Here is a 16,769-nt window from a genome sequence, read left to right on the forward strand (position 1 = left end):
CCGTACACACTTATTACACCGTTCTGACACCCGGTTCGGTTACGCTCCCCTGATGCTCGACTCCGCTGCCCCGCCCGACGCCTTCGCCGTGCGCTGTACGCGGCTCCTCCTGTCGCCCTGGTCCCGGCTGGGACTGCTCGTCGTCCTGCTCGCCTGCGCCGCGATCGCCATGGTCGTATGGCAGCCGCAGCGCCTGCTCGCCCACGGGTGGCCGCCCCAACTGTCCGGCGGGACAGCCGTGGTGCTCTTCACCGTCGCGTACGGCCTGTGCACCACGGCCTTCGTCCCGCGCCCCGTGCTGAACGCCGCGGCCGGTGCGCTCTTCGGCGCCCAGATCGGTACACCGGCTGCGCTGCTGGGCACGGTGCTCGGTTCCGGGCTCGCGTTCGGTCTCGGCCGGCTGCTGGGCCAGGACGCGCTGCGGCCGCTGCTGCGTGCCCGCTGGCTGACCGCCGCCGACCGGCAGTTGAGCCGGCACGGCTTCCGCTCCATGCTGGCGATCCGGCTCTTCCCCGGCCTGCCCTTCGCCGCGACCAACTACTGCGCCGCGGTGTCCCGTATGCGGTGGCCGGCGTTCCTCCTCGCGACGGGGCTCGGCAGCATCCCGAACACCGCCGCGTACGTCGTGGCCGGTGCCCAGGCGTCCACTCCCACGTCGCCCGCATTTCTGATCTCGATGGGCTTCATCGCCGTCACGGGTTTGGCAGCGGTCGCCGTCGCCTGGTGGAAGCGCGGCGCATTGCGCGGTAATTCGGATTCCTGACCCTGGCAGGTATCGGATTCCTGACCCTGGCGGGTAAAGGACGACTGCGGATGCATGTGCATCAGCGGATGCGTCCGGCGCATGCATCGACATCTGCATTTGTGAACCGCGACACAGTGCGCCGCACCACAGATGTCGATGCGCTTCCCCTTGCTTACGGCTCATGCTCGGGGCGCCACCCGTCAATTCCCCGCATCTCGATCCGCGAAGGCTTCACCGATGACCGCTCCTGAGTAAAACTCATTCAGTTCCGGTCAATCGCCTATGCGGTACGAGCCATTCCCCTTTCGCAGGCGAGTTGCGCCGATGCGCCGCCCCCGGCCGGCGCGCCCGTACGCGGCACCCAGCTGACCGCGACCTCCGCCCAGCACCGCTTGCCCGTCGGCGTCCGCTCGGCACCGTGGTCGACGGATAACGCCGCGACGAGGAACAGCCCTCGCCCGCCCTCGTCGTCCAGGTCCGCGAGACACGCGCTCGGCAGCTCGGTACTGGAGTCGGAAACCTCGATCAGCAGGACCTCACCGTGCAACCGGGCGCTGACGGCGACGGAGTCACCGCCCGCGTGCTGGACGGCGTTGGTGATCAATTCGCTGGTTACCAGTTCGACGTTCTGGAGTGACTGGGCGTCGAACTGCACGCTCCAGTTCCGTAAGTCGCTCATTACCCGGCGCCGCGCTGCTGCTGCGGCGGCGGGCGTACCAGGCACGGAGAAGCTGAGCCCGTGCGCTTGCATGAGTGGCCTCCTGACTGAGTGGGCAACTCAGGCAAGCAGCGAAACGGCCGTGGTGGCCAGATCGGACGTCGCCGCCGCATGACTTATGCAGGAGTTGCATCACTCTCGATTATGGTTTCATTACGCTCGGTTGAGCAGTCAGGATCGGCGACGGCAAAGGGGCCGTGGCACACATGGTCGACGCACAAAGTGAAGCGAAGAGGCTGGGCGAGGTGATCCGCCGGGCGCGAGTGCTGAAGAAGCGCTCGCAAGCGGATGTCGCCAGAGCCCTTGGCTATCACCAGTCGAAAGTGAGCCGCCTGGAAGGCGGCCGGGGCACCGAAGACACCCGATTGTTGCGCGAAGTCGCACAGGTTCTCGGTATTCCGCTGGACAGTCTCGGCCTTGCTGCCTCCCCGGATGCAAGCACCGCCGACCCTGAGGCAGAGGACATGTACCGCCGCACCTTCCTCGCCGCGAGCATCGCTGCGCTCGCGACGCCCGACGTACCGGCCCCCGTCGCCCACGACGACCTGGTCCGTTCACTCCTCCCCGGCCCGGGCAAGACGCCCGCCAGGCCGGTACTGAAACTCGCCGAGCTGAAGGAACGGGTGGCCGCCGTCCGCCGGCTGTTCAGCACCTGCAGTTACAAGGAACTGGAGGGCGACATCCCCGGCGTGATCGCCGATCTGCGGAACGCGGCCGAACACAATTCGGCCGACGTTCCGCATCTTTCCGGCCTCCTTGCCACCGTGTACCAGACCGCGGTCGGCCTGCTGCTCAAGCAGAGCGACCACGGGAACGCCTGGCTCGCGGTCGGCCGCGCGATGGCGGAGGCCGAGCGCTCCGGAGACCCGGTGGTGCTCGCGTCCAGTGTCCGCGTCCACGCGCACGTACTGGTACGCGAGAAGCACGCCGCGCAAGCGGTGGCGATCGTCCGGCACACCGCTGACCAGCTCTGCGGGTCCTACGACCGGCGCCCGGCGCAGTATCTGGCCGCACTCGGGCTGATGCTGCTGCGCGGTGTCACCGCGGCCAGCAGCAGCGGCGACCGGGCCGCGACCCGCGAGTTCCTCGACGAGGCGCGCGAGGTCGCGCGGTACGTCGCCCACGACCGGCCGGACGCCTGGGCCAACTTCAGCCCCACCAACGTGGAGCTGCACACCGTCAGCGCGTCCGTCTCGCTCGGTGACGCGGGGCAGGCGCTGGAGGCCGCGCGCCCCCTCATGCGCCGACACATCCCCGTACCGGAGCGGCGCGCGGGCCTGTGGGTGGACGTGGCCCGGGCCTACAGCCAGCAGGGCAAGCTCGCCGACGCCTTCCAGGCGCTGCGGATCGCCGAGCGCTGCGCATCCCAGGACATCCGCCGGCCCGCCGTGCGCGAGATGGTTGCCGACATGGCCGCGCGCGACCGCCACCGCGCCCTCCCCGAGCTGCACCTGTTCAGCCGCCGCCTGGGAGCACAGGCGTGATCCAGCAGGACAGCCGCAGCAGCAGCACGACCGGTGGTGAAGGGAGCGGCCGGGAAAAGGCGGGGACCGACGACCATGCGGAGGCCGACAGTAAGGCGGAGCTACCGTCGGCCGGGAGCGGGACGGAGGCACCGGCGACCGGTGGACCGCAGACGGCCGGCGGGACGGAGGCAGCCGGCGGGCAGGCGGGGTGGGTGGTCCGTGGCAGCACGGCTCGCACCTCGGCTCCCGGCGCGGCTCCTACGCCTTCCACGACGGGCCGGAATCCCTTCCTGTACGTCGTCCTCTGCGCGGCGGGCATAGCCGACGACGTGACCAAGCTGATCACGCCCGCGCTGCAACGCACCTGGCGCGTCGGCGTCATCGCCACGCCGCGCGGCCGGGAGTGCATCGACGCCGCCGCCATCGAGGCCCAGACCGGTTATCCCGTACGGTCGGCATGGCGTGCGCCGGGCGAGTCGCGCCCGCTGCCGCCCGCCGACGCGATCGCGGTCGCCCCGGCGACGTTCAACACGATCAACAAGTGGGCCCAGGGCATCTCCGACACCCTCGCGCTGGGCATCCTGTGCGAGGCACACGGCTTCGGCATCCCCATCGCCGCGCTGCCCTACCTGAACTCCGCGCAAGCCGCGCATCCCGCATACGCGCAGAGCCTGGCCCGGTTGCGCCGCATGGGCGTCCTGCTCGGCGACTACGCCCCGCACCAGCCCGGCACGGGCGGCGGCCGCGTCCACTTCCGCTGGGAACAGGCACTCGACCTGCTGGCCCCGGCACTGGAACGACGCTAGGCCGCGGGGCCGCCGAGGCGGGGCCGGGCCGGCGGGGCACACCCGTCGGCCCGCGCCCCGCCGAAGGCCCGCGCCCGGCGGGCCCCGCCGGGCCCCCGGCGTACCGGAGGTAACCCCGATCGGTCCGGTACCGGACCGGTTCCGGGCCGATGTCTGACCGGTGCCGGGCCGGGAGGCGCCCCGCGCGAGGGCCGGGCCGATCGCCTGTCGATCACTTCGGGACGCTACGCTGCCCTACGACCGGCGCAAGATCGCGCCCTAGCCCGCCCACGAGCCACCCGATCACCAGCTGTGCCATCAGTGACCCGCACGTGCGTCTGCACGCGTTCGCGCCCCGCGTCCCGTGTCGCGCTCCGGGGTCGCCTGATGCTGCACAAGCCGAGCCAGAGCAAAGGGCCAGCCTGAGGACGACGACCACCACCACGACCGACTTCCTGAACCGGCACGCACAGCGGCCGCACGCACGACGGCCGCCACCCCGAATTCCCCGCTGGCCTGCACAATCGCCGGTCGCGGCACGATCACCTTCCGGATGGCGTACTACCCATGTCTTGGTTTGAATCATTCATCCTTGGGCTTGTCCAAGGCCTGACCGAATTCCTTCCGATCTCGTCCAGTGCGCATCTGCGCCTGACCGCGGCCTTCGCAGGGTGGCACGACCCGGGCGCCGCGTTCACCGCGATCACTCAGATCGGTACCGAGACGGCCGTACTGATCTACTTCCGCAAGGACATCGTCCGGATCATCTCGGCCTGGGCCCGCTCGCTGGGGAACAAGGCGATGCGGCAGGACCACGACGCCCAGATGGGCTGGCTGGTGATCATCGGCTCCATCCCGATCGGCGTCCTCGGCATCACCCTCAAGGACGCGATCGAGGGCCCGTTCCGCGACCTCCGCCTGATCGCCACGACCCTCATCGTGCTGGGAATCGTCCTCGGCATCGCCGACCGCCTGGCGGCGCGCGACGAGTCCGGCGGCCGGCACCGCGCCGCGAAGCAGCGCAAGACGCTCACCGACCTCAGCGTCAAGGACGGCCTGCTCTACGGCGTCTGCCAGGCGATGGCTCTGATCCCCGGCGTCTCGCGCTCGGGCGCCACGATCAGCGGCGGCCTGCTCATGGGGTACACGCGCGAAGCCGCCGCCCGTTACTCGTTCCTGCTCGCGATCCCGGCCGTACTGGCCTCCGGCGTCTTCGAACTGAAGGACGCCGGCGAGGGCCACGTCTCCTGGCCCCCGACCATCTTCGCCACGATCATCGCCTTCGTGGTCGGATACGCAGTGATCGCATGGTTCATGAAGTTCATCACCACCAAGTCCTTCATGCCCTTCGTCATCTACCGCGTCCTGCTGGGCATCGCCCTCTTCGTCCTCATCGGCATGGGCGTGCTGAGCCCGCACGCCGGAGAGTCGGCCGGCTGACCACGGCCGAAGCCCGCTCCACGCCCCGCCCGGCTCTGTCCGAGGCGGGGCGTCGGCGTTCCGCACCGCGGCCCCGTGGGCGGCCGTTCCCGGTAGCCCCGCCCCCCGCGCTGTCAGGGAGCGGGGCCGGTCCGAGTAGCGCCAGCAGCTCGGATATGAACGTTGCTCACCGTAGTGGGGGCCACTGACAATCCCCGTCGCGCTGCCTGGTGGCGGCCCGTTCCCGGCTGCTCCGGCACCGCGTTCACCTGCGCTTCCAGGTTTCCAGGCGCCAGTAATTCCCCCGTAGGAGTGAACCAGCCGTACCCCTGCCTTCCTTGACGGTCCTGTCCCGCTCGGGAAACGTGACCATCCGAGGCCGATCTCGAAGGAGCGCCGTGGGCGAGAACAAGGACCGCATGCTGGCCGGTGACTGGTACGTCCCCGACGACCCCGAGCTCCGCGCGGACACCGAACGCCGCATCGAGCTCTGCGCGGCCTTCAACGCGGCCGCCGGACACACCCCCGGCACGTACGACCCGGCCCGGCGCGATGCGCTGCTGCAGGAGCTCCTCGGATCGGTGGGCGCTGACGTACGCATCCGCCCGCCCTTCCACTGCGACTACGGATACCTGATCGGCATCGGCTCCGGTACGTTCATCAACTTCGGGGCTGTCCTCCTCGATGCCGCGCCCATCACCATCGGCGCGCACGTCCAGATCGGCCCCAACGTGCAGCTGCTCACCCCCACCCATGAACTCGACGCCGAGCGGCGCCGGGCCGGCTGGGAGAAGGCACTGCCCGTGACCATCGGCGACAACGTCTGGCTCGGCGGCGGGGTGATCGTCTGCCCCGGCGTGACCATCGGCGACAACACCGTGGTGGGTGCCGGCTCCGTCGTCACCAAGAATCTGCCGGCGGGCGTCCTCGCCGTCGGCAACCCCGCCCGCGTACTGCGCAAGCTGGACGAGCCCGGCTGAAGCCGGCGTCGATAACTCTCGGCCGGTTGTCAGTGCCTGCCCCTAATATGTGTTCCATGTCCGCAACTCAGCTTCTTCCGGGCCAAGTCCGCCCTTCTGCCGCCGAAGTGAACGACTCCATACGGCGGTTCGTCAGGGCTCGGCGCGGGTGTGCCTGGACGGCGGAGGACCGCGAGGAGTACGCACGGCTCGTGGCGGCCTGGACATCGGCGATGCGGGACGAGATCGTCACGGCGGCCTGACACGGCAGGCCGAGCGAGCCGCCGCGACGTGCGCACCGCACGCATCGCACGAAGCGCGCGTCCGGGCGCGCGGCGAGGCAGACTGGCCTCATGTGCCGCAGTATCAAGACTCTCCGCCCACCGACCACCCCTGACGTGACCGAGGAGGACATCCGCGCGGCGGCCTTGCAGTACGTACGCAAGGTCTCCGGCTTCCGCGCGCCCGCCGCGCACAACCGGGAGGTCTTCGACCAGGCCGTGGACGCCGTCACCGCCGCCACCCGCGACCTCCTCGCAGGCCTCCGCGTACGAGGCAGCGCTCCGCAGTAGCTTCCTCCCGCCCCCTCTGCCGCTCTCCCCCCTCTACCGCCTCTGCCCCCTCTACCGCTCCCTACCACTCCAGCACGGCCTGCACCGGAAAGTGATCGCTCGGGTACTGTCCGTCCTTCGCGAAGACGTTGATCTCCGCGCGCAGCGTCCGCACGGCCGGCGAGGTGAGCACCCAGTCCACCCGGTCGCCGTCCGGCACGGGCGGCCGGTAGCCGTGGAACGTGCCGTAGTGCGCGCTGCGCTCTTCGGCGGTGTCCCAGGAGTCCACCAGCGAACCGGCGCGCAGCATCGTCTCGTACACCGGATTCTCGTGCGCCGCGACGTTGAAGTCGCCGGTCACGATCCGGGGCAGGGCCGCGTCCAGGCCGCGCAGCCGGTCGGTGATGAGCGCGGCGGAGCGTTCGCGTGAGCCCTGGTGAGCGTGGTCGAGGTGGGTGTTGAGGGCGTAGAACTCCCCTCCGGTCACCATGTCGCGGAAGCGTACCCAGGTCACCATGCGGATGACGGTGTTGCCCCAGGTCGCCGAGCCGATCACGTACGGCGTATCGGACAGCCAGAAATGGTCGTACTCGACCGGCCGAAGTCGTCGTGTGTCGTAGAAGATCGCCGCGAACTCGTCACGGCTGCCGCCTGCCCGCCCCGTCCCGAGCCAGGCGTACCGCGTACCAAGATCCTGCGCGATGTCCTGCAGCTGGCCGTACAGCCCCTCCTGCGTTCCCAGGAGATGCGGCGCCTCCTGCCGCAGCAGCTCGCGCGTCACCGGACGCCGCTGATCCCATGAGTTCGGCCGCTCGTCCGAGGCGTACCGCAGATTGAACGACATCACCCGCAGCCGCCGCCCGGCACCACTGCCCTCCGCCCCCTTGCCGGCGGTCGCGGGCTCGGCATGGGCGGCCCCGGCCGACACCGGCACCGTGCCCGCGGCCGCCACCCCCACCGCCCGCAATGCGAGCCGACGGCTGACCCATCCCCCTCCGGTCCCGGTCCCGGCCACGGTCCCGACCCCGGCCGCGGCACTGGCACGCCCCGATTCACCAGCACCGACAAGTGCACTCGCTCGTGCGGTCCCCGCAGCAGTCACGTCATCTCCCACCAGCACGATCCCCACCAGGCCCCGGCGAGTGTCAGCCCTCCCCCTTATTGGGAAGTGACCACCACCCTGCCCCCGCCGGAATTCGCCATGACGCCATGGCTCCTTGGCTCCTTGGCTCCATAGCTCCACGGAGAGTCCGCCGCTGGGCGGCAACCTGGACGGCCGCAGCGGCAACTACCGCGCAGAGAGGCGACATCCAGCAATCGCAGTCCAGCTGTCGCAACACCCAGCATTCAGAGGCGAAGGACGAATGGGGAGATGAGGATGAGACGATCAGTCGCGCTGCGACTTCACGCGGCGCTGGCCACGATGGCCCTTGCGGCCACGGCCGGTGGGGTTCTGTCGATATCGGCACCGGAGGCGTCGGCAGTAACCGCGGGCGCCACCGGCTACGCGACCCAGAACGGCGGGACGACCGGCGGTGCGGGCGGGCAGACGGTACGGGCCACCACGGGGACCGCGATCCACACGGCCCTGTGCAAGCGGGCCAGCAGTGACACCCCGATCATCATCCAGGTCGAGGGCACCATCAATCACGGCAACACCGCCAAGGTGTCGGGCGACAGCTGCAACACCGCCGCCGGTGTGATCGAGCTCAAGCAGATCAGCAACGTCACGATCGTCGGAGTCGGCAGCGGAGCCGTCTTCGACCAGCTCGGCATCCACATCCGTGAATCCAGCAACATCATCATCCAGAACGTGACCGTCAAGAACGTCAAGAAGTCGGGCTCGCCCACGTCCAACGGCGGCGACGCCATCGGCATGGAGAGCGACGTGCGCAACGTCTGGGTCGACCACGCCACGCTGGAGGCGTCGGGCGGCGAGTCGGAGGGGTACGACGGCCTCTTCGACATGAAGGACAACACCAAGTACGTGACCCTGTCCTACAGCACCCTGAGCAACTCCGGCCGCGGTGGCCTCATCGGGTCGAGCGAGAGCGACGTCTCCAACGGCTACGTCACCTTCCACCACAACCTGTACAAGAACATCGACTCCCGTGCTCCCCTGCTGCGCGGCGGCGTCGCGCACATGTACAACAACCACTACCTGAACCTCAACGACTCCGGCATCAACTCCCGGGCCGGGGCCCGCGCCAAGGTGGACAACAACTACTTCGAGGACTCCAAGGACGTCCTGGGCACCTTCTACACCGACGCGGCCGGCTACTGGCAGGTCAGCGGCAACACCTTCGACAACGTGACCTGGTCCGAACGCGGCGAGGACAACAACCCCGCCGGCCCGAACCCGCAGTCCAACACCTCGGTCAGCATCCCGTACTCCTACAGCCTCGACCAGACCGCTTGCGTGCCGGACATCGTGAGCCGGACCGCGGGAGCCGGCAAGGGACTGCAGGTCTCGGACGGCAACTGCTAGGCACACTCGCACAACAGGCACCGAGCACCCACCGAACAGGGGCCGATCAGGCACCGAACAGGGACCGGCTTCCCGCAGGGAAGCCGGAATCCTTGCTCAGTCGGCGCTCAGTCGGCGTGCAGCGCCGAGCGCAAGGCGCCGGCGGCCATGGTGATCCGGAGTAATTCCCCGGACAGCGTTTCCCGATCGCTGGAATTGATCCGATCGGGCCTGCCACACCCCCCGCAGGATCCGGCGCGTAAAAAAGTCCCTTACGGCATCCGACGATCTCCGCGGAACCACTAGCATGAAAGGGGTTCTGCGCTTCAAGGGCCGCGGGGGAAGCATGGGAGATCTTCGGTTCCGTCTTGATCTGGTCGAGACGGATGATGACTGGGTAATCGTCTGCACATCACCGTTCGGCGGGGCAGCGACAAAAATCCGGGCGCCTTTTTCGAGCGAAACACTCAGCACCGCACTCTCCGGTGTGGAGAAGGCCTTGATCCGGTCGTCCGCCCCGTTGATCACCAGGCGGGCCTCGGCGGTGGAGCACACCACCCGGGAATTCGGCGAACGGCTCGCCGACAGCGTGCTGGTCGGCGACGTCAGGTTGCTGTTCGACCAGTGTCGGAGGCACGCCCGGACGACGGGCACGGCATTGCGGGTGTTGCTCGCTCCGGTCGGGCCCAACCTCTCCCGCATTCCCTGGGAGTTCACCGTCGACCCGTCGGCTCGCGACGCCTACCTCGCCCTTCGGGTGCCGATGGCACGCTCACCGCAGCTCATGGAGCCCAAGCCGCCGTGGCCGCTCCTCCCGCCGCTGCGTGTCCTCGGCGTGCTCTCCCGGCCCACCGACCAGCCCGAACTGGAGGTGGAGCGCGAGCGGGACGAGATCACCCATGCGCTGCAGGGGGCCAGCACCGGCGTCGCCGTCGAGTGGCTGCCGGGCAGCAGCTGGCACGAACTGGCCGAAGCGGCACGGGCCCGGACACCACACGTGCTGCATTTCGTCGGCCATGGCGGCTTCGACGAGGAGACGGACTCAGGATATGTCGAGCTGACCGCCAAGGACGGCACGTCCATGCGCGTCTCGGGCACCGATCTCGGCACGCTGGTCCGGGACATACCGCAGCTACGCCTCGTCGTCCTGAATGTGTGCGAGTCGGCCACCTGCGGGGCTGAAGGAGTATTCACCAGTACCGCTGCCAGAATCGTCCGGGAGGGCGTACCGGCCGTGGTGGCCATGCAGTACGAGATCACCGATCCCGCAGCGCTGGCCTTCGCGTCGTCCTTCTACACGGGAATCGCCCGCGGCCTGCCGGTCGACCGTGCGATGACGCTCGCCCGCGAAAGCGTGAAAATGACCTTTCCGGGAACTCTGGAGTGGGCCACGCCGGTGCTCTTCCTCGGTTCCGAAGAGCCACAGCTGTTCCAGGTTCCCGCTTCTCGAATTCCGCAGTCAGCCCCTTCCGTCCCGTCCGGCTCGCCCGGCTCGCCCGATGGCAGCGAAGGAAATTCACCGCCGACGCATCAGACACCGTCACGCGACTGGTTGCGCTCAGTCCGTACGAGAGTCACCGCTTTCGTGAATCACAGTACGGCCGCCGGCACGACCGGCGATTCCCCGCCCCCGCCGTCTTTCACACCGCGCACACCACCCACACCACCGCGGTTCGACAAGGGGCCCTTGCGCTCTTCCCGGCCCACCGAGGGCGGACAGGGTGGATCGTCGTCGGCCGCGCCGCATCCGGCGGGACTGCGTCCCATGCGGACGTTGCCGTCGCTGGGGCCCTGTTGCCACATCGCGCTGGGACCGACGGACCTCCTCGCCGTGGCGTGCGCCGACGGTGCGGTGCGGGTCGTGCACGCCCGCACCGCGGACCTGCTGGGCGAGTGCATGCACGCGTACCGGGCCAGGCCGGTGCGGCTGGCCTGGAGCCCGTGGCCACGCCATGTGGCGAGCCTGCACGAAGACGGCAGCGTCATCGTGTGGGACGTCAGCACCGAGGTTCCCGTACGCGTCCTGCCCGGGCAGCCCGGCGTGACGCAGGCGTTGGCGTTCAGCAACGACGGCCGTTGGCTGGCCACCGCCGGCAGCGGCCGCTTCCAGGTCTACAACGCGGACGGCGACCGCATGCGCGACCTCCCTCTGGACCCGGCCGCCACACACTCCGCCCGCTCAGAGGTCGGAGCGCTGAGCTTCACACCGGACGATCGTCACCTTCTCGTCGCCACCTCCGATCACCTCCTGCGCCAGCTGGACGTCCACGGGCGCCTGGTCAGGAGCTGGCCGCATCCTCAGCCGGTCACCGGTCTGGCCGTCGCGCCGGACCACATCGCCACGGGCGGCACGGACGGCCGGGTGAGCCTCTGGGACTGGGAGGGACAGTTGCTGTTCCGTGTCCACCAGGGCGGACGGGTCGCCGACGTGGCCTCTTCCGGGGCGCCCCCACTGCTCGCCGTGGTCTCCGACGATCACGGGATGGTCCTCTGGGACCGCACGCACCGCCGCGGTGTCCGGGGCAGGCTGTCGGGCCGGCCCGTCGGAGCCGGCTTTCTCGGCCGGCAGCAGGCCGTGGTGACGGGCACGCGGGACGGCGTCATCGAGCACTGGCCGCTGAGCGCCCCGCCCACGGACTCTCGGGAGGGAGCAGGCGCATGACCGAAGTGGAGATCTTCTGGCCGGCGGCGCTGCCACCCGACGCGGCGCTGGAGACGGAGACCGTACTGCGCGCCGCCGGCATCACCACCACATGCCGGCTGCAAGCCACCCGCCGGGGGATGGAGACCTACGTACTCGTCATGCTCGCGGTCCCGGCCCTGCAGTCGTTCCTGCAAGGGGTGTTCGAGAGGCTGGGCTCTGAGGCCTTCGACGCGTTGCGCAGTTGTGTGCACCGACTGCTGGGAGACGGGCAGCCCGGAAAGTCCGCCCCGGAAGGGGTGGTGTTCGAGTCCGCCACCACCGGCTCGCAGTTCCTGTTCACCGCAGATCTGCCGGAGGACGCGTTCCGGCAGGCGATGGCCCTCGACCCGGGATCCGCACCGGGCCGCTGGGTCTGGCACGGCCGGCAGCACGGCTGGCTCCGGGAGCGAGGCGCACCGGGGCCCGCAAACAGGGAGTGAGGAAACGCCGCCATGACCAATCCTCCGCACGGGCCCACGCCCGGCGACGACTGGGACACCGGGTCCCCTTGGGGCCGGACGCCACCAGGACCACCGCCGCAGCAGCAGCCCTACTCGTACTCGTACCAGGCGCACCAGTACCCCCAGCCGGGAGCCGGTCCCCCTGTCGCGCCGATCCGGACGTACATGGTGCCGGCCATACTCGTCACCCTGCTCTGCTTCTTGCCGACCGGCATCGCCGCGATCGTCTTCGCGACGCAGGTGACGGCGAAGTCGAACGCGGGAGACTACCGAGGAGCACAGGAGGCGTCACGCAAGGCCAAGCTGTGGTGCGTCGTGAGCCTGGTGGCCGGCATCATCGTCGGGCTGATCTACCTGGTGATCCTGGCGGGCGCCTCAGGAAGTTCCACCGGATACTGAGCACCGCCGGATACTGAGCGTCCACCAGGTACGGGGAGCCCACCGGATACCGAGCAGCTGATCACTGCATACCGATGGCATCGCATCGCACCACCGCGCGCACGCGGATCGAGGCGTGGTCCGGGGCCGCGCTGCTGGCGACGCTGGCCGTACTGGTCACCGCCGTCGACCCGCACGAGCCCGGCCATTACCCGACGTGTCCCTTCCGGGCGGCCACCGGGTGGTCATGCCCCGGGTGCGGCAGTCTGCGCGCACTCAACGACCTCGTGACCGGCCATTTCACCGAGGCCCTCGGACACAATGCCGCGATGGTGGCGGCCCTCCCCGTCGCCATCGTCTGCTGGCTGCGGGTCGTCTCCGGCCGGGCCGGCACGGGCCCGGCCGCACCGGCGTGGTCGGCGCCGGCCGTACTCGCCGGCTTGCTGCTGTGGACCGTCGCACGCAACCTGCCACCACTCCGCGCCGCCTTGTCCGCTCCGTAACGCACCATTCGGAGGCAGCGGATTCCCCCGGTGTGACCGGAAGCAACAGGGCCGCGTCCACGTGGTGCATCGTTTTCCTGCAGAATGCTGATGGAGCGCACGCGAGGCGCCGAAGTCAGGGCGGCGCCCCGCGGTCTGGCGGTGGAACGGGTGGGAGATCTTGCCGTGCGTCTGGCAAGTGCGTTGAGAGTAGGGCGGGTTACCGGTGCGGTCAATGCGTTCGCTTCCAAGTGGTACATCGTTTTCCTGATTGCTGGGTGAACCGCAGTCGTTCTCTGGACGTCGAGTTGGCCGGGCGCTACGGTGAGGCCGCGGTCGACCGGAGGTGTCAGGGCTGACGGCCGGCCGTGCGGGAGAGCCGTGCCGTGCCTCGACACGACAGGAAGATGCATCCCGTGCGTACACCAAGACGTGGCAGACTGCGGCTGCTCGCCTGCCTCACCACCGCAGCGGCGACAACGACCGTTCTGGCCCTGACCGTGGCGCCGCAAGCCGGAGCCGGCACAGCCGTCCAGAGCGACAAGCAGGACGTGCTCGCCTACCTGAATTCCCTCAAGGGCTCGTACACCGTATCGGGGCAGCACAACAAGGAACCCGCGAGTCAGCCCTCGCAGTACACGCAGCAGGTCAAGGACATCACCGGCCAGTACCTGGGGCTGTGGGGCGGTGACCTGATGTTCCGCGCGCAGGACGTGGCCGACCGGCAGCGGGTCGTCGACCAGGCGAAGACCGAGTGGGCCAACGGCTCGCTGGTCACACTGACGTGGCATGTGTGCACCCCCACGGGTGGCAGCACGTGCGAGTTCGACGGCGGCGTCAAGACGCAGATCTCCGACACGCAGTTCCGGCAGATCGTCACCGACGGCACCGCCCTCAACAGCGCCTGGAAGCGCCGCCTCGACGAGGCCGTGCCGTACCTGCGGCAGCTCAAGGACGCGGGCGTCCCGGTGCTCTTCCGGCCGCTGCACGAGATGAACGAGTCGTGGAACTGGTGGGGCCACCGGCCCGGCTCCGAGGGCGGGGCCAAGCTCTACCGGATCACCCACGACTACCTGGCGGGCAAGGGCCTGGACAACCTGATCTGGGTGTGGAACGTCCAGGACAACCCCGAAGGCGGCTGGTCCCGCTACTACCCCGGGGACGGCTACGTCGACGTCGTCTCCCTGGACGCCTGGTACAAGAACTATCCGAGCCAGTCGGACTACGAGCAGCTCAAGGGCATCGCGAAGAGCAAGCCCATCGCGCTGGCGGAGATGGGGAAGGTGCCCGATGACGCGCTGCTCAGGGGCCAGCCGGAGTGGACCTACTTCATGATCTGGTCCGAGCAGCTGCGTGGCAACAACACCAACGCCGAGATCCAGGCCACGTACTTCCATCCGCGCGTCCTCAACCAGGGCGAGGTGAAACTGCCGGGAGTGGCGGAGGCAGCGCCGCCCACCCGGTAGGGCCTCCGAAGAAGCACAGTGTGCGGCGGCGAGCCGCTCCGGACAGGCGTCCGGAGCGGCCCGTGCCGGGTCAGGCGTCGCGCCGCGCCACCACGACTCCGTACGGGCTCAGGGTGACGGCCGTCAGGGCCGTGCCGTCGTCCAGGCTGGTGAGTGCTCCCTTGCTCACCTGCGGCGTGACGGTCAGCTCCGCGGGGTGCTGGCTGAGGAACCAGACGAACCGGTGACCGTCCTCGTGCTCCATCTCCCCCGTCACGACCCGGCCGTCGTCGACGGTGACCGGCGGGGTGGTGCCGGCCTCGGCGGCCAGGGCCGCGTACAGCCGCCAGGTGGGTTCCGGGTTGACGGCCGGGGTGCGCGCTGCCATGTGTTCCAGCGGGTAGGTGGACAGGACCAGCTGGCCGGCGCCGGTGCGGTGCCGGACGAGAGCGGGGCGGCCGTGGGCGTCGGTGGCGAGGACCTCCGCGCCGTCGGGGACGACGGGCAGGTAACTGCGGGAGTGTGCGTTGCCCGCGACGGGGAAGACCAGTTCCGTACCGGCCGCCAGGGTGCCGAAGTCGCGCTGGAAGACCATGCGCAGCTCGTCGTCCTCGACCGTGTCGACCAGGCCGTAGCGCAGCTGCTTCGTCACTCCGAAGGTCTCGTCCAGCTTCGGCCACCAGGCACCGCGCTGGGTGGCGTGGGACCCGGCGAAGTACGAGGCGTACACGGTGGCGCCCCGCTCGGCGTACTCGCGCAGGGCACGCCAGGTGGGAGCGGTGAGCTGCTTCGCGCTGGGCAGGAGGTACAGCGCGCTGTCGGCCGGCAGGCCGTCCGCCTCGCGGGCCACACCGACGGGCAGGTCGGCCTCGCGGGCCGCGACGTAGGCCTGGCGGGTGGCGGTGAGGACGTCGGCGGCGTCCTCACGCTGGGTGAAGGGGTACTGCTTCTCCAGGTACGAGGAGACGATCAGGGTGATGTCCGTGTCGGGACGGGAGAGCCGGGTGAACTCCGTGCGGTCCAGGAGCTGAGTGAAGGCGTGGATCTCGCGGAGCTGTTCCTTGGGCCTGCCCTGGTCGTCGGTGAGCCCGAAGTGCATCTCGAAGGGGTGGTGGGAGTAGGGCTCCTGGTCGGCGAGCGCGTCGTAGTCGGTGTTGTTCCAGGGGATCCAGCCAGTCGCCCCGGCCAGCAGGGTGTGGTGGAGGGTCTGGCGGTAGTAGTGGGCGGCGTTCTCCTCGGAGGTGTAGTCGGAGGAGACGCCGAACTCCTCCATGACGACCGGCTTGCCGCCGATGTCGAGGAGTTCGCAGACGAAGGCGGCGCCGAGGTGCTGGCGGACCTGGTCGTCCTCCATGCGGTAGACGTGCGGGCCGTGGAAGTCGACCAGGGGTTCCAGGTCGCGGACGCGGAAGCCGTTGTCCTCGCCGCTCATCTCCACGCCCCAGGCGCCGTCGCCGAGGGACACGGGCTGGTGGGCCCCGGCCTCGCGCAGCGCGGTGGTGAGCGTGCGGGCCCAGGCGGTGACGTGCCGGCGGTCGACGGTGCCGATGCCGCGGGAGCGCCAGTCGGCGTAGATGGGGACCTCGTTGGTCAGCAGCCAGCCGGCGACGGCCGGGTGGTCCTTCCAGCGGGCCGCGCACTCGCGTACGTACCAGGCCTGCCGCTCGACGAACCACTCGTCGGCGAAGACATCGCGGCCCTCGCGCCAGGCCGGGTCCCAGTTCTGGCCGGACATGTGGCCGACGAGGAAGGTGGGGATGGTCGTCATGCCGAGGGCGTGGTGGCGGTCGAGGAAATCGTCGAAGCGTTCCAGCATCCGCCGGTCGAGACGGTCGGGCTCGGGCATGAAGTCCGGCCAGTACAGGAAGCTCCTGGTCAGGGTGATGCCGTGGTCGCGCAGGGTGCGCAGCTCCTCGTCGATGACGGTGCCGTCGTAGTGACGCCACATCAGCGGACCGCCGGCCCGGGACCAGAAGTTGACGCCGATCCAGGCGGTGGGCCGGTCCGCCGGGCCGAGTTTGGCTGCGTTGCGGTGCATGGGGCTCCTGTCGTGGTGTCAGTGTCACTGGTGTCACTGGGCGTCAGTGGTCGGCCGACTGTCCGCACACCGGACGCATCCCAGTAGGTATATCGATTGACTCGCCAACTGTCGAGGGATTGCGGGGAGTTGTCGGCGCTGTTAAGGTCCGGCACATTCGCAGGTCAATCGT

15 protein-coding genes and 1 pseudogene are annotated in these 16,769 nt (G+C 69.5%); 13 read left to right on the forward strand and 3 right to left on the reverse strand.

What is annotated here, in order from left to right; all coding sequences use genetic code 11:
- The first annotated feature begins 52 nt into the window (after positions 1-52).
- Positions 53-763 carry a TVP38/TMEM64 family protein gene (locus AAC944_RS02730; protein ID WP_030607095.1) on the forward strand — a complete coding sequence of 237 codons (711 nt, stop codon included), beginning with the start codon at positions 53-55 and terminating at the stop codon, positions 761-763.
- Positions 764-1,025: 262 nt separating this feature from the next.
- Here AAC944_RS02730 and AAC944_RS02735 read toward each other — a convergent pair whose 3' ends face one another.
- Positions 1,026-1,496 carry an ATP-binding protein gene (locus tag AAC944_RS02735; RefSeq protein ID WP_063759848.1) on the reverse strand — a complete coding sequence of 157 codons (471 nt, stop codon included), beginning with the start codon at positions 1,494-1,496 and terminating at the stop codon, positions 1,026-1,028.
- Positions 1,497-1,669: 173 nt separating this feature from the next.
- On the opposite strand from AAC944_RS02735, the gene AAC944_RS02740 reads away from it, so the two are divergent.
- From AAC944_RS02740 to AAC944_RS02765, 6 genes are all read left to right on the forward strand, one after another.
- Positions 1,670-2,947, forward strand: coding sequence for a helix-turn-helix domain-containing protein (locus tag AAC944_RS02740; protein WP_078888220.1), 1,278 nt, complete (start codon positions 1,670-1,672; stop codon positions 2,945-2,947).
- 311 nt (positions 2,948-3,258) lie between these two features.
- Complete coding sequence (locus tag AAC944_RS02745; protein WP_368396790.1) at positions 3,259-3,735, forward strand: flavoprotein; 477 nt, start codon at positions 3,259-3,261, stop codon at positions 3,733-3,735.
- A gap of 546 nt (positions 3,736-4,281) precedes the next feature.
- Positions 4,282-5,154, forward strand: coding sequence for an undecaprenyl-diphosphate phosphatase (locus tag AAC944_RS02750; protein ID WP_030607087.1), 873 nt, complete (start codon positions 4,282-4,284; stop codon positions 5,152-5,154).
- A gap of 377 nt (positions 5,155-5,531) precedes the next feature.
- Entirely contained in the window at positions 5,532-6,113 is a 582-nt protein-coding gene (locus AAC944_RS02755; RefSeq protein ID WP_030607084.1) for a sugar O-acetyltransferase, read from the forward strand.
- Between the two features lie 107 nt (positions 6,114-6,220).
- Positions 6,221-6,355 carry a hypothetical protein gene (locus AAC944_RS02760; protein ID WP_368396792.1) on the forward strand — a complete coding sequence of 45 codons (135 nt, stop codon included), beginning with the start codon at positions 6,221-6,223 and terminating at the stop codon, positions 6,353-6,355.
- Positions 6,356-6,445: 90 nt separating this feature from the next.
- On the forward strand, positions 6,446-6,664 hold the full coding sequence (locus AAC944_RS02765; RefSeq protein WP_030607081.1) for a DUF2277 domain-containing protein: 219 nt from the start codon (positions 6,446-6,448) through the stop codon (positions 6,662-6,664).
- 61 nt (positions 6,665-6,725) lie between these two features.
- Here the strand turns inward: AAC944_RS02765 and AAC944_RS02770 are convergent, their stop codons facing one another.
- On the reverse strand, positions 6,726-7,658 hold the full coding sequence (locus AAC944_RS02770; protein WP_030607078.1) for an endonuclease/exonuclease/phosphatase family protein: 933 nt from the start codon (positions 7,656-7,658) through the stop codon (positions 6,726-6,728).
- A gap of 363 nt (positions 7,659-8,021) precedes the next feature.
- Between AAC944_RS02770 and AAC944_RS02775 the strand changes: the two are divergent.
- The 6 genes and pseudogenes from AAC944_RS02775 to AAC944_RS02800 all read left to right on the forward strand — a co-directional run.
- Positions 8,022-9,128 (forward strand): annotated as a pseudogene (locus tag AAC944_RS02775) (pectate lyase family protein); the annotation flags it as partial.
- A gap of 526 nt (positions 9,129-9,654) precedes the next feature.
- Positions 9,655-11,772, forward strand: coding sequence for a CHAT domain-containing protein (locus AAC944_RS02780; protein ID WP_196942683.1), 2,118 nt, complete (start codon positions 9,655-9,657; stop codon positions 11,770-11,772).
- Positions 11,769-12,233, forward strand: coding sequence for a hypothetical protein (locus tag AAC944_RS02785; protein WP_030607069.1), 465 nt, complete (start codon positions 11,769-11,771; stop codon positions 12,231-12,233). Before AAC944_RS02780 ends, AAC944_RS02785 begins: the two co-directional genes overlap by 4 nt.
- A 12-nt stretch (positions 12,234-12,245) precedes the next feature.
- Positions 12,246-12,653, forward strand: coding sequence for a CD225/dispanin family protein (locus AAC944_RS02790; RefSeq protein WP_078888218.1), 408 nt, complete (start codon positions 12,246-12,248; stop codon positions 12,651-12,653).
- Between the two features lie 74 nt (positions 12,654-12,727).
- On the forward strand, positions 12,728-13,135 hold the full coding sequence (locus tag AAC944_RS02795) for a DUF2752 domain-containing protein (protein ID WP_051871266.1): 408 nt from the start codon (positions 12,728-12,730) through the stop codon (positions 13,133-13,135).
- A 395-nt stretch (positions 13,136-13,530) separates the two neighbouring features.
- Entirely contained in the window at positions 13,531-14,580 is a 1,050-nt protein-coding gene (locus tag AAC944_RS02800; protein WP_368396795.1) for a glycosyl hydrolase, read from the forward strand.
- 70 nt (positions 14,581-14,650) lie between these two features.
- Here AAC944_RS02800 and AAC944_RS02805 read toward each other — a convergent pair whose 3' ends face one another.
- Positions 14,651-16,597 carry a cellulase family glycosylhydrolase gene (locus tag AAC944_RS02805; protein ID WP_030607062.1) on the reverse strand — a complete coding sequence of 649 codons (1,947 nt, stop codon included), beginning with the start codon at positions 16,595-16,597 and terminating at the stop codon, positions 14,651-14,653.
- Positions 16,598-16,769: the final 172 nt, after the last annotated feature.

The organism is Streptomyces sclerotialus (assembly GCF_040907265.1).
GTDB classification, from domain to species: Bacteria; Actinomycetota; Actinomycetes; order Streptomycetales; family Streptomycetaceae; genus Streptomyces; species Streptomyces sclerotialus.